General features: G+C 70.8%; 2 protein-coding genes. Both read right to left on the bottom strand.

Translation table 11 applies throughout. The features are described 5' to 3' along the window. Positions 1-309: a hypothetical protein gene (locus HOV77_RS14665; RefSeq protein ID WP_290862471.1), complete on the bottom strand. Its 309-nt coding sequence runs from the start codon at positions 307-309 to the stop codon at positions 1-3. Then, complete coding sequence (locus HOV77_RS14660; protein WP_290862469.1) at positions 309-14,357, bottom strand: hypothetical protein; 14,049 nt, start codon at positions 14,355-14,357, stop codon at positions 309-311. The genes HOV77_RS14665 and HOV77_RS14660 overlap by 1 nt, the downstream gene beginning before the upstream one ends. Positions 14,358-14,365: the final 8 nt, after the last annotated feature.

Here is a 14,365-nt window from a genome sequence, read left to right as displayed (position 1 = left end):
CTAGCCGGTGGCGTCAGCCAATTCTCGCAGCAGCGCTAGCACAGCGGGCCGATCGTCCACAGTGCCCGGCAGATCGACGGCCGCAGCCGGAACGATCCGATCCCGGAGGATGGCCACAAGATCGGCGCGGGCGTCGGGTCCGTAGTCGTCCAGGCCAAGCCAGCCGAGGTTCTCGTCGACGATCTCCCGCAGCTCGGCGGCGAGCTTCTCGTCGGTCACCTGATCGGCGAGGTAGCCGACGGTCCAGTCGAACAGCCAGCTCGCCGCGGACCAGCGCCGCTGCGGGGAGACCTCGATGGTCCCGGACATCAGTCACCTACCAGGAAGGCGCGCGGGCCGAGCCCGTTGTCGGTGAGGAACTGCTGAACTGTAGCAATCTGCTCGGGGGTGAACCGCGAGACGTCGATCGGCACGCGGTCCGCCTTGAGCAGGTGATCGATGATCCTGATCTGCAGGTTCGGCCATTGCCGATCGAAGTACGCGGCGTCGAAGTTGCCGACGGCGTCGTAAGTCAAGCCGGAGACGGGGTCGACCCAGTCCACGTTCGGGTTCGTCGAACGCTCGAGTTCGATGCCGAGCAGCTCTTCGATCCGCCGGGCGGTCTCCGCCTCGGCCTGCCGGAACTTGCCGGTGGCCGGATCCATCCCCAAGGCTTGCCGTCGGGCGGCCTCCGCCGCGGCCGTCCGCGGGCCGGGATTCCCGGGCGACCCACCGGTCGGGCCGCCAAGGTTGCCCGGTCCCGGGTTTCCGGGGGCTTGACCGCCGGGGTTGTTCGGCCCGCGCGGTTGTCGGCTCGGGCCGCCGGCCAGCCGGTTGCGGGCCTGCTCGAAGAGGTGGTTCAGCCGCCGGTTGGTGGCGGCGAGGCGGAGCAGACCGTCGAGTTCGTTCGCCTCCGCCGGAGTACGCGGGCGCGCGGTCAGCAGTTCTCGATATCGATCGCGGAGGGCCCGGTTGACCGCGTCGGGCAGGCGTGTGCTCGCCGTCGCAGTGGACTGGCCGGCCGACAGCGCCGGCGGCGCCGTGCTGAGACCCAGGGTCTCGTCGAGGTCCGGCCGCTGAACCCAGGTTCGGATTCGCCGGGCTCCGCGTGCGTACGCCTTGGGGTTGACCGGGTTGAGGAGGAATCGCAGAAGCCGGCGTGGGGAGAACGCACCCACGAAGATCGCGACGTTCGGATTCGTCTGCAACCCGGCGCGGTCGTTGCCTTGGGTGAACGGCCCGTGCCAGTTGTCGTCGTCGCCGTGGACGTTCTCGACGTCCCAGCCCAGCTCGTCCGGGGCGTCCAGGTAGGGCGTGTACCGGTGGGAGTAGCCGACCTCCAAGACGAACGGCTGGAACTCCATTCCGGCGTCGGCGAAGATCTTGCGGTAGCGGTTGATCGACCGGAACAGCCGGACCAGGCCGCGGAGGCCGCGCGGGCGGCTCTGCGCGTCCTGGCGGATCTCGGCGAGATCCGACATCAGCTTGTCGTACTGCTCGCTGCCGCTGACGACGAGGCCCTGGCCGCCGATCCAGATGTAGAACTGCTTGACGCCGCCAATCTTCACGTCGAGGAACGTGCCGATGAAGGCGTAGCTGGTGAAGGAGTGGGTCTGACTCAGCGTGCCGGACGGTTCCGAACGCCCGACGAAGCCGGTCACGCCGTCGCCCAGGTTGGCCAGCGATCGCACGGTGGTGGGCCGGGTTTCGGCGTCCTTGTTGCCGAACGGGAAGGGCGTGCCGATGCCGCTGCCGTTCTCCGCGCTGACCGAGATCAACGGCAACGCGTTGAGGATGGACGCGATCGTGTCCATCCAGACCCGGCCGGTCAACGGGAACAGGTAACCCGGCGGCACGCCGGTCGGCCCGTAGGGATTGTCGTGACCGTGCTGCGGGTCGGCGTTGTCCTTCCACGGGGTGAAAGTCGAGAAGCGGATCGCACCCAGCCGGTTGACCGCCCGGGTCGCCGTCGTCTTCGTGTACGCCACCCAGGTGTGACTGCCGTCGGGCAGCCGCAGCCGGGAGTACGCCGTCGTGTTGCTGAACGCGAACACGCGCCACGGACGCTGGTAGCGGACCTTGCCGGTGAGCAACGCCCACGGACGTCCTCGCACGAATTTCACCGGCCACAGGATCGACCGGCTCAGCGCGGCGGCGACCGGACTGGACATGGCGTCGATGCGATCCGACCCCATTCGGTTGATCTTGAAGCGCCGGGCGGCGATCCGCCGTTCCAGGCGCGTGGCCCGCCGACCGGCGATGCGGCGTACGGTCGGCTGGAGCGCCTGATGGGGCGGGGTGCTGAGCGATCCGGACGACTCCAGTCCCAGGGTCGGCAGGCGAGCGACGGTGAACACCCGCCGGCCGACCGATCGGGTCGGCGTCGGTACGCCGAGCTGCCCCGGAAGCGTGCCTCGTAGCTGGGCCGTGAGCCGGGAGTCCTGGGCGAGCAGAGCTTCCACCAGGCGCGCGGTCGACGGCGGCAGTGCCTGGAGCAGCAGCCGCCGTCGCAGCGTCGAGTGCTGCTGACCGTCGCGTACGCCCGCTCGGTGCAGCAGGATCATCAGGTTCGCCAGCACCATCGGGCGGGTGTCGGCGTCGAGCTGCCCCGCCTGCCGCTGGATCTGCGCCACGAGCGCCATGTCGGCCGGACTGAGCCCGTCGGTGTCGCGCCGCAGGGCGCGGGTCAGCTTGTGATCGCCGAGGACGTCGGCCGGGGCGGTCTGCCGGTCGTGATCGGTGCGGGCGATCGTCTCCAGCGCCTGGGTCAGCGCTCCGGCCAAGTGCAGCAAGACGTTCGGGGCCGTCATCCCCTCCGCGACGGTGATGACGACGGTCCGGCTCTCGGGATCGACGCGCAGATGCGCCGCGGTTCCAGCGGCCAGCGGGCTGGAGCGTACGGTGATCGTCACCGGGCCGGTGAGACCGTCGTGCCGAACGGTGACGACGGTGTCGCCGCCGAGCCGCCGGTGGGCCTCCACGGTCAACCCCCGGGAGAGCAGGATGTCTCGCGTTCCGGTGAACAGCCGCCTCGCCAGACCCTCCCCGGTGACCGGCGAACCGGCCGTCAGCAGGTCTGAGAGCGTCGCGACGTCGGCCGTCAGCCCCGGCCGGTGCCGCTCCAGCAGAATGTCGTTGATCAGGCGGCCCCGCTCGGTGGCGCGCGCCCGGCGACGGGCCGCTTCGGCGTACGCCCGCTGCGTGGGGTCGGTCAGATCCTCGACGGCCCCGCCCAGCTCGGACAGCGCCGACTCGACTCGGGTGGCCGCGTCATCGCCGAACAGTTCGGTGGTCAGCCGGGTCAGCTCCGTCCGGCGGGCGACGTGCTCCGGCTGGTCCTGGCGTAGTCCCAGCCCCTCGATGAGGGTATGGGCCTCGGCCGCCAACCGTGCGGCGCGAGCCCGCGTCGTCCAGGCCGACGGCATGGGCGACGCCGTGACCAATGCGGTTGCGACGGCGGCCAGCCGGGCGGCGCGCGCGATCGTCGTCGGCTTATGGGCCGAGGGCGTGCCGGCGGCGAGCGCGAGATGCTGGCCCAGCGCCATGCCCAGGGCTTCGGCGAGGTCCAGCGGCAAACCGGTATGCGTCATGCGGCTGGGCGGGACCTGGATCACCCACGTCTCGCTGCCCGGCCGCGGCGGGCGTACCTCGGCGATCGAGGAGCCTCGGGTCGGCGCGACGGTGAGGACCACCCGGGTCGGCCCCTCGCCGGTCGGCCAGGTCAATCGATACCCGTCCCCGTCCTCGGTGAGCGTCACGGCGAGGGCCGTCGCCGCCTGCAGTAGTGCCGCTCGGGCGTGCTGCGTAGTCTGATCCAGGTTGTGCGCGATCAAGTCGTCGGCCGAGTCGTCGACGTGCACCCGGTCGGTCAGCAGCGTGCGTACCAGGACGCGGCGAGGTGGCGAACCCGACATGGGCCGGCCGAAGTCGATGCGCATGTCGGTGGCGACCTGAACGTCGGCGATGTACGCCGCCCGGTCGGCGAGGAACCGGTGCACGTGGATGGTGACCTCGACGACCCGAGTACGCCCGTCGGGGCCGGTGAACCGCTTCTGGAACAACACCAAGGCGTCACCATTCGGGCCGTCCTGAATGGACACCCGATCGGGGTCGGCGAGCGTACGCCGGACGAGGTCCCGCTCGGCCTCCACGTGATCGTCCACGGACGGGTTGGCTCCCCGCCCGCCGAGGCGGTGCAGGTCCGGCCCCCAGCGGGCCAGCACGGCGGCCTCCCGCGACGGATCGGGGAAGCCGAGCGTCGCCGCCTCCGCGCGCAATGCCGCCTGCAGAGCCAGATCCAGCGCTCCACCAGTGCCGGCCAACCGTGGCAAGGTCACCGCATCCGGGCTGTTCGGTCGCCCAGCCAGACTCGCCAGGATCGCCGCTCGCCGGGCCTCGGCGTCGGTCAGGAAGGTCGCGTCGAACGTCGCTGTCGTGGCAGAAAGCACCGAATCCCGGCTGACTCCGGGCGTGGCCAGCCGGGCATGCGCGGCGAACCGGACGAACAGCGCGTGATCGATCGCCGCGACGACGATGCTCGGCAACTCGTTCTCCGCGACCTGCCCGGTGAGAGCCCGGTCGAGATCGGCCCGCGCGACCGCCAGCGTGGCCGCCACCAACTGTCCGACTTGCTGTCGCTTTTCGTCGACGCCGCGTCTGTGGCCCGGCGGAAGGTCCAGATCGCCGACCAAGCGTGCGAGATGCCGTCCGGGCTGGTCACCGTTGGTCGCGTCGGCGGCCAGCAACCGGACGATCGTCGCGGCGGCGGCCGGGTCGACCGCCACCGCCGCCAGCAGAACGCGCAGGACCCGGTCCGCCTCGGCTCGGCTCCGCTGCACCAGGCGCGCCGCCGCGGCTGTGTCACCCTCCGCGCCCGTCAGGCCCGGGGGCCGGTTCGCCGCCAGGACGTGGCCGACGTCCGCGATGCCGACATAGCTGTACGCCTGAAGCACATCCAGGAACATGTCGTCGGCAGCGGAGTGCTCGGAACGGAAGTCCGCCCCGCCCAGCTGGACCCGGGCCAGTTCCCGGGCGATCCGCACCTGTGCCTCCGGCGTCGTGACGTCGAGGTCGTGCGCGATGGCCAGCCGGAACGTTCGGGTGTCGGCGTCCCAGCTCAGGCGCGTGTGCTCGCCGGGTGGGAGGACGGCGTACTCGACTCGGACGGTTCTGGACACGGTCGGTGAGGTGGCGAGCTGCACCTCGTTGCCGGAGACCGCCGCCGTCGTGGGGTGCTCGAACCGGAAGTCGCCCGCGACCAGCTGCGTCACCAGGTCGATCGCCTCGCGGTCGGTCCGTCCGGCGTACGCGGGAGCGGGGTCGGCCGCGAAGATCGCCGCAAGCGCGATCCGCAGCTGGGGATCGCCGTCCGGCAGGCCGGTGAGGACTTTCGCGACCTCGTCCGGAGTGTCCAGCGCCCGCAGGTACGCCGCCCGCCAGGCGGGTTCGCGCATCAGCGTGAGGAAGGCGTCGACGTCGGGGGTGGACCCGGTCGTCAATCCCGCCAGCCGTCGCCAGCGCCGATGGGTGCCACCCGGTTCGAGCCCCATGTCGCCGAGCTGCCGTTCGAGGTCGGCGAGGACTGCGGCCGGCGGCGTGTCGGGAGTGGACAGCAGAGTGCGGATGTGCCTGACCAGCGTGCGGGCTCCAGTGGCGTCCGGCCGCCCGGCGACCAGTGCGTGGTCGAGTCGTCGGCCGCTGGTCCGGGTGGTGGCCGGAGCCTGCACCGCCGTGCCCGTCTGGTCGAAGATCATCGAGTAGATCTTGGCGTCCGGGTCGATCGGCGGGCGGTTCACATCACCGGTGGTGCTGCCGTGGTCGGCGTAGTAGAACACGATCTTGGTCTGGCCGGGATTGTCCGGATCGGCCTCGCGCCGGGCGAAGACGGCGTACCCGTGCGCGGCGGTGCGGTCGCGCGGATCGGCGACGATGACGAACGCCATCGGCCCGGCCTCGGCGTCCGGCGGAAGGGTCTGCCGCAGGTGCTCCTCGATCTCGGCCAGCCCCTGCACGCCGTCGGGCTGCGCCTGGAAGGCCGTGCCCGCCCAAGTCTCGAGAATGCGAGCGGCGAAACCCTGTCCGGTCAAGTTGGCCGGCGCGACGGAAGGCCGGCCGAAGTAGGTGTGATACGCGCTGACCAGCCAGGTCAGGCAGTTGTCAGACCGCCCGGGAACGGTGAGCCCGCCGTCGTTGGAGGTGTTGAGCCAGGTGCCTCCCGGATGCGGATGCAGCGGCGGGCGGTCGCCGGGGCGTACCCCTAGGTTCTGCAGGTGACGTTGAGTGTCGACGGTGCTGGGCGGCGCGACCTGGCCTCCCGCGAGCAGGACCGCGACCGGATCGGGCCCTAAGGTGGTCGGCGGTGCCGCCGCCGGGAGCGGTGGTTGATTGCGGGCGGCCTCGAGCGCGGCGCGCAGTTCGGGACTGACCTCGGCGAGCGCCTCGATGCGCGCCATTTCCGAAGCCAGCGCGAGACCCCGTACGCGGGTGTGGTGCAGCACGCGATAGCGATCGGCCAGGTCGGCGACTTCGTCCGGCGAGAGCTGTACGTCGAGCTCGAGATCGGGGTCGGAACCGGGGCGAGCCGCTTCGGGGGCCACCGTCGGCGTCAAACTCGCCGGATCGAGGAACTGGCCGACGTCCTGACGCACCACCCAGCTGCGGAACACGCTGCGGCCGAAACCCGCCCGGATGGCCCGCACCGTCGAGATCGGACGGAACGGGCTGGCGAGGATGCGCCCCAGCCACTTCAGGGAGACCGCCATGACGCTGGCGGAGACGTTCGGGTTGGTCTGAACGCCGATCTGGTCGTTGGTCTGCGTGAACGGGCCGTGCGGTTCGATGTCGTCGCCGACGCTGGACGGCAGGTCGCCCATCGGAAGGTACCGGTGGGAGTATCCGGCCTCGAACACCAGCGGTTGAATCGTCCAGTTGAGGTCCAGACCGGCGTCGCGGAAATGGCGGACGAGTGCTTTCCGCAACCGCCACGCGGCTCGGACCGGATCGGCGGTCGCTCGCTCGTCCCGGTACGCCTCCAGGAACTTGTTCACCTCGGCCATGATCTTGTCGTAGTCGAAGCTGCCGGAGACCGGTGTGCCTTGCCCACCCAGCCAGAGGTAGAACGATTTCACCTCGCCGTTGGGCAATCTGATCGAGACGTTGATGAACGTCCCGACGAAGACGTAGAGCGTCGCGCTGACGCGGTGGCTTTGCTCGTGCGAGGGATTCGACCGGACGACGGTGCCGCCGTTGCCGACGACGTGGGCTCGGACGACCGTCCGGCCAGCCTCGCTGTCGGAGTTGCCGATCGGCATCGGAGTGCCGATTCCGCTGCTGTTCTTGACCGAGAAGGTCGTGAACGGCACCCAATGCTGCAGGAAACTCGCCAGCGCGTTCAGTGCGTCGAGTCCGATGCGGCCGCTCTCCGGGAACAGCACGATCGGGGGCGGCCCGTCCGGCCCGGGCCGGTGCTCGCCCGGTCGCGGACCCTTCTCGGGGACCCCGGTGTACGAGGAGAACCGAAGCCCGCCGAGCCGATTCACCGCCTTGCTAGCCGTGGTCTTCGTATACCAGACGAATCGTTTGGTGCCGTCGGGCAGCTGGACGCGCGTCACTCCACTGACGGAGCTGACGGCGAACACCCGCCACGGGCGCTGATGGCGCACCTTGGTCGTGAACAACGACAGCGTTCGCTTCACGATGAACTTCGGCACCCACAGGGCGGTACGCGCGGCGTGGGCCAGCGTCCGGCTGGGCCAGTCGTTCATCCGGTCGGTGAGCAACCGATCGACCCAGAAACGCGACGCCGCGACGCGCCGCTCGAAACGGCGTGCCCGTCGCGGGCCGAGTCGCCGGGCCACGAACGGATGCAGCGGCTTATGAGGCGGCGTCGACAGCGAACCCGTGGACTCGGCGGCTGCCGGGATGACGACCCGGAACCCGCGCCGGCCCTGCGACACCGTGGGCGTCGGCGCGTTCACGGTGTCGGGGAGCAGCGCCTCGCGTACTCGTTCCCAGACGTTGTCCGGCCGGCTGAGCATCGCGTCGATACGCTGGGCGAGGTTGTGCTGAAGGAGGTTCCGCAGCACGGCCTGCCGAGCCTGATGACCGGCGTCGAGCGGGGTCACGCCCGCCCGGGCGAGCAGGATCAGCAAGTTTCGCTGGTGGGCGTGCGACTGGGGATCGGCGATCAGCAGCTTCGCCTGGAACTCGATCTGGGCGGCCAGTCCGACGTCGGCCGGGCTGACGCCGTCCAGCTCCCGCCGGGACCGGCGGGTGAGCGGATGACGGCCGAGGACGTCGGCCGGCCGAGTGTGCTTGCCGTTGTCGCTGCGGGCGACGGTCTCCACCGCCTGGGCCAGCGCTCCCACGAGGTGCAGCGAACTGACATCGGCGGTCGTTCCCTCGGCCACGATGATCGTCACGGTGCGCGTACCGAGGTCGATGCTCAGATGCGCGCCCGTTCCGGCGGGCAGGACGCCGGGCTGTACGCGTACCGAGATCGGGCCGCTCAACGCGCTGTGGGTGACCGTGACGAAGGTGGTGCTTCCGTCTTGGCCGTGCGCGGTGAGGGTCAATCCGCGCTCGATCGAGGCGAGTGTGGCCGCCAGGTGAGCCGCCAGTTCGGCGCCGGTGAGGGCCGGCCCGGTCGCCTGTAGTTGGGTGAGCGCGGGCAGACCCGTGACCAGTCCCGACTGCTGCTGGTCGAGCAGGATGTCGGTGATCGCCTGGCGCTCGGCCCGCTGTTCGGTGGCGCGCCGGGCCGCCTCCGCGTGCTGATTTTCCCGCGGGTCGGTGAGGGCGGCTGCCGGTCGACCCAGCTCCGTGAGGAGATCGTCGACGGTGGTGGCGGCGCTCGGGCCGAAGACCTGGCTGAGGAGCGTGGCGATCTCGGCCCGGCGCGCCCCGTAGCCGGGCTGATCCAGCCGGAGGCCCAGATCCTCGATGAGGCTGTGGGCCTCGGCGGACAGCCGATCCGAACGAGGGTTGACCGTTCCGGGCGGAGTGGCCGTGCGGGCGGCGGCGACGACGGCCAGCCGGGCCGCCAAGGCGATGCGGCGCGCCTGCTCCGGATCGGGACGGCCGGTCGTCTGATCCAGATAGGTCGCCACCGTCAAACCGAGCGCCTCCGCGACCCCCAGAACCAGGCCGGTCCGCGAGACCTCGGCGGTCGCTACGCGTACCTCCCACGTCCCGGAGCGTCCGCGCGGCGGGCGGACCTCGGCCGCGGCGTTTCCGCGTACGCCCCCGGCACGGACGTGTACGCGGATCGGGCCGGTCCCGCCGGGGAGGGTGATCTCGTAGGTGTTGCCGTGCCCCACTTCGACCACGGAGAGACCGAGGGCCGAGGCGACCTGAGTGACGGCGGCTTGAACCGCAGCCTCGGCACTGGCCGGCGTCGTGAGGCCGAGATCGTCCCCCACATCGGTCGGGCGGTGAGCCAGCCGCTGCGTCGTGACGCGTACGCGCCGCGGGGTCTCGCCCGTCGTGGGCCGGCCGAAGTCTTCGGCGAAGCTCGACGTGAGCTGCACCTGCGACACGTAGGCGACTCGATGCTCCAAGGAGCGGAGGACGTGCACGGTGACCGCGACGACCTGAGCGTTGCCCTGCGCGTCGGTGATCTGCCGCTGGAACAGCAGATCGGCGTCGCCCGAGGCGCGGTCGGCGAGCGACACCCGGTCCGGACGGGCCAGCGTGTCCCGGATGATGGCGCGGGCGGCGTCGACGATGTCCGTAGTGGACGGATCACCGGTGAGCCCGCCGAGCGCGGCCAGCGCCCCACCCAGCTGGGCGAGCATCGCCGCTTCCCGGCCCGGTGCGGCGAAGCCCAGCCGGGCGGCGGCAGCGATGATGGCCGACCGCAGGGAGGCGTCCAGTGTCGCGCCGCTGCCGCGTAGTCCGGGCAGGACGACCTCGGACGGCTCCGCCTGGCCTTCGGCGGCCTCGCTGCGGCGGCGGTCGAGTTCGTCGAGGATTTCTTGACGGTTCTGCGTCGCCTCGGCCACGAAGGTCGACGTGAAGTCGGCTTTGCTGGTGGGCAGCACGCCTCGGGGGTCCGCGTTCTGAGCGTTCATCCGCGCCTGCGCGGCGTTGCGGATGAACAGCGCACGGTCGACCGCCTCGTCGAGGATGCTCGCCAGCTCGTTGTCACCGGGCTGCTGGGAGAGCTCGTTCGCCAGGTGCTCGCCCGCGATGCGCAGGGAAGCGGCCAGCAACTGGGCGGTGCGCGTCCGCTGCCGCTGCGCCGTCCGGCCGCGGCCGGACGGGAACGTCAGGTCTCCGGTCAGCCGGGCGATCGACCTGGCAGCGCCCGAGGTTGCTTCCGTCGCGAGGAGACGTGCCACCACCGGAGCCAGATCGGGGTCGATCGCGACCGCGGCCAGCAGAAGCCTCATCATCCTGTCGTTCTCGGCGCGGGCCGCCTCCGCCAGACGATGAGCCGCCACTCGATCGGCCCGCACTGTGCTGGCCCCGTCCGGCCGGTTCGCCGCCAACGCCTGGCCGATGTCCGACACGGCCCGGTAGCTGAAGTCCTGCAGGACGTCGTAGTAGTCCTCACGGACATCCGGGCGGTTCGAGCGGTACTCGGTCTCGCCGTGCCGCACACGGGTGAGTTCGTGGGCGATCATCACCCGCAGTCGAGCCTGGACGGCGACGTCGCTCAGCTTCAGACCGTGCCGTAGCACCAGCCGGAACTCGTCGCCGTCCAGGAGCAGCTCGACCTCGGTGTCTCCGGGCAGCAGCCCGTACTCGACCCGGACGGTTCGCGGCCACATCTCCTCGAAGGTGATGTGCACCTCGTTGCCGTCGAAGGAGACGTCCGGCTGGGTCTGGAACTGGAAGTCGTTCTGCGCGATCGCGCTGACGAAGGCCACCGTCGCCGGGTCCCCCGCGTAGGTCGGTGCGGCGTTCGTGGCGAAGATCGTGGCGAGTGCGATCGTCCTCGCGGCGGATTGCGTGGGGACGCCGGTGAACGCCTGGGCGACGTCGGCCGAAGCCCCAAGCGCCCGCTCGTACGCCGCTCGCCAATCCGGTTCCTGGATCAGCTGGAGGAAGAGCTCGGCGTCGGGGTTCGCGGAAGTCGCCAGCTTGCGGAAATTGGACCAGCGAACCGGTGTACCGCCGGGCTCCAGGCCCATGGCGCGCAGCCCGTCTTCGATGGCGTCGAGCGCCTTCCGGCGGCCGATGGCGGTGGTGTCCGGAGCGAGCAATGTGGTGACCTGGGCCAGGAGGCTCGCCTTGCCGTCGCCGGTGGGCCGCCCGGCCACCAGCGTGTACGCCAGCTGAGAGTCCTTGCGCGTCTCGGTGTCGGGCTGCACCACCGCACCGGTGTGGTCGAAGATGATCGAGCTGATCTCGCTGTTGGGGTCGATGTCGGGCCGATTCGGCTCGGCGGTGGTGCTGCCGTGATCGGCGTAGTAGAAGACGATCTGCGTTTCGCCGGGATTCGTGGGATGCGCTTCGCGGCGCACGAAGACGGCGTACATGTGGGCCGCGTTCGTGTCGCGTGGATCGACGACGGCCACGAAGGCCATCGGCCCGGCGTCGGCGTCACCGGTCAACGCCTGCCGGAGCCGCTCTTCCACCTCGGCCAAACCCTGCGTCGGGTCGCTGGTGCCGAACGGCGCGCCGGCCCAGGCCTGGAGCACGGCGGCCGGATGCCCCACGCTCAGCCCGTTGGCCGGTGCGACGGAAGGGTGACCGTAGTAGGTACTGTGTACACTCGGCGCCCACAATAGACAGTTGATGCTCCGGCCCGGCACCGTGAGGCCGCCGTCGTTGCTCGTACCGATCCAGGTCCCACCGGGATGCGGATGCACCGGCGGAGCTTCGCCGGGGCGTACGCCCAACGCCTGCAGATGCCGCTGAACATCCGCCATGGTGGCCGGGATCATCGCTCCGTCCGGGAGTAGCCCCTGCAACGGCAGCGATCCCATCGGAGGCCGGCCGGGCGGCACGTCGGGTTCGTCGGAGTTCAGATCGTCGCCCAACGTCAATGAGTCCGGGCCGATGATCTGCACCTGTCCGTCCGGCGACGCCAGCGCCTGAGCGAGGGCGTTGGCCCGGGTCGCCGTATGCGCAGCCGCCTGCGCCTCGGCCGACGCGTTGAGCACGAGCTGCGCGATCGCGATCGTCAGCCGGGCGGAGACCTTCTTGGGCGGCCCAGCCGTCTCGCCCTCGTCGTCGGGATTGTCGTGCTGGTCGCCTTCGTGCTGGTCATTTTCGCCGGTGTCGTCCAGCTCGTTCCGCGGCTTGACCTCGGGCTCGTCACCTAGCTTCAAGCCTTCTTCGTCGTCCGGGCTGAGCCGGGTCGACTCGTCGGGCTCAGTGCTCTCGCCGTCGTCTCGACCGGCTTCGTCAGCTCGGCGTCGGCCGCGAGTGTCGGCCGTGTTCTGCGGCGCAGCGCTGACGGTGCTGGCGTTACCGCCGACGGTGTTAGGTCCAGCGCCCAGCTGGCCACCGTTGACGTCCGCGGTCGGCGGGGTGTCCGTCCGAGGAGGACCTTCGGTTCGTGCGGCGGTCCCGTCGTCGGGAGCCGTCGATGACTGGCCGCCCGGCTCGGATCGCGCCGTCTCGGGCGACTGTGGGGGAGCACTCGGTTGTCCACTCTGGCCGCCCGGCTGCGATCCGGTCGGCGGTGCGCCCTGCGGTGGTGCGGCGGGTGGTGCGCCCTGCGGCGGCGCGGCGGGTGGTGCGCCCTGCGGTGGTACGGCGGGGGGTGCACCCTGCGGTGGTGCGCCCTGCGGTGGTGCGCCTTCGGGCGGTGCGCCCTGCGGTGGTGCGACAGGTGGTGCGCCCTGCGGTGGTGCGCCCTGCGGTGGTGCGCCCTGCGGTGGTGCGACAGGTGGTGCGCCCTGCGGTGGTGCGCCTTCGGGCGGTGCGCCCTGCGGCGGAGCGACAGGTGGTGCGCCTTCCGGTGGGGCGCCTTCCGGCGGAGCGCCGTTGGGCGGAGCGGTGGGCGGCGCGCCGGCAGGAGCAGGGATCCGATCGGCGTCGGCGCGCGCCTGACGGGCGGCCTCCTCCGCCTGGGTCGCCGAGGTGCCGGCCACTTGGGCGGCGGCGTTTGCCTGCACCGCACCGCGTTGAGCGATCTCGGCCTGGCGGTTGGCGGCTTCGGCCGCTTGGCGGGCCTGGGCGGCTTCGGGCAAGTCGACTCCGTAGCGGGCGGCGGCGGCGTTCGCGGCGGCGTTCGCATCGTTGGCTCGTTGTTGGGCGGCTTGGGCCTGTTGGGTGGCGGTGGCGGCGGCGTTCTGGGCGGCGGTGGCCTGCTGGCGGGCCTGTTGGGCAGCGGTTTCGGCCTGGGTGGCGGCGGTCCGGGCGGCCTGGCGGGCGGCGTTGGCGGTGGCCTGGGTGCTGGTCTCCAAGCCGAGAGCGGCTTTGCCGAGGTCGAGGGCCAAGCCCGAGAGGTTCGCCTTCTCGCTGGTGTAGTCGCGGACCATGCCGGAACCGATGCGGTTGCCGAGGTTGCTGAAGTTGGGCTGCCAGTTGTTGTAGACGATCCCGTTCGCGCCGAATTCCGCGCCGATCTCGGTGACGAACTCGTCGACGGCCCGGGTTCCGAGGTTGACGAGGCCCTTGCCAACCTTGTTGGCGACATTTCCGGCGATCTTCTCGCCGATCGGGGTGGCGAAGCTCAGGCCGGCGCCGAGCGCGCCGCCGAGGCCCGACGCGACGGTCTTCTTGGTGTCCCAGCCGGTGCGGGTATGCAGGCCGTATTTCTGCACGAGCTGAGCGGTGATGTCGACGCCCGTCTCCGCGCCGATCTCCTTGGCGACCTCGAACTTGATGGTGTGCTTGGCCCAGCGCTTGAGCTCCTCCTTCAGCCCCTCGCTGAGGCCACGCTGGCCGAACGAGCGGATCGCGTTGGCGATGAGCTCCCGCATGATCGTCCAGATCGTGGCGCGGCCGACCGCGATCCGGGCGGCGGCCGCCCCCCAGGCGGCCCAGAAGGCCAGCCAGGCGGTCACGATGATGACGAAGATCTCGATGATGACGACGGCCACTTCGATCAGCGTCGAGATCTTGTCGTATTCGATGTCGAGGGCAGACTGTTCGAGGGACCCGACCAGTGGGGGGTTTCCGTCGTAGCCGTTGAGGATGATGTCGACCAGCATCTGCGGGGCTTCGTGGCCCAGGTGCTGCCACTGCTGGGCGAAGGTGGTGCCGCCGTCGCCGCCCCAAGCGGCCATGAGGTCGGCGGCGGCGCTGTTGGCCTCGCTCAGCCCGGATTGCAGCCGTTCCCCGACGGCCTGCCAGGCGGTCGCGAGCTCGCGGATCTGGTCCTCGTTGGCCTGGGGCCAGTTGCTGCCACCGGAGCCCAGCCAGATCAGCGCGTCGCGGATTCGGTTCCACGGCTCGCCGAAGTCCCAGAGTTCGATCACGGCGCTGC

Source organism: Hamadaea sp. (genome assembly GCF_013362815.1).
Classification (GTDB): Bacteria; Actinomycetota; Actinomycetes; order Mycobacteriales; family Micromonosporaceae; genus Hamadaea.
This window is presented reverse-complemented; position numbering and strand designations above follow the sequence as displayed.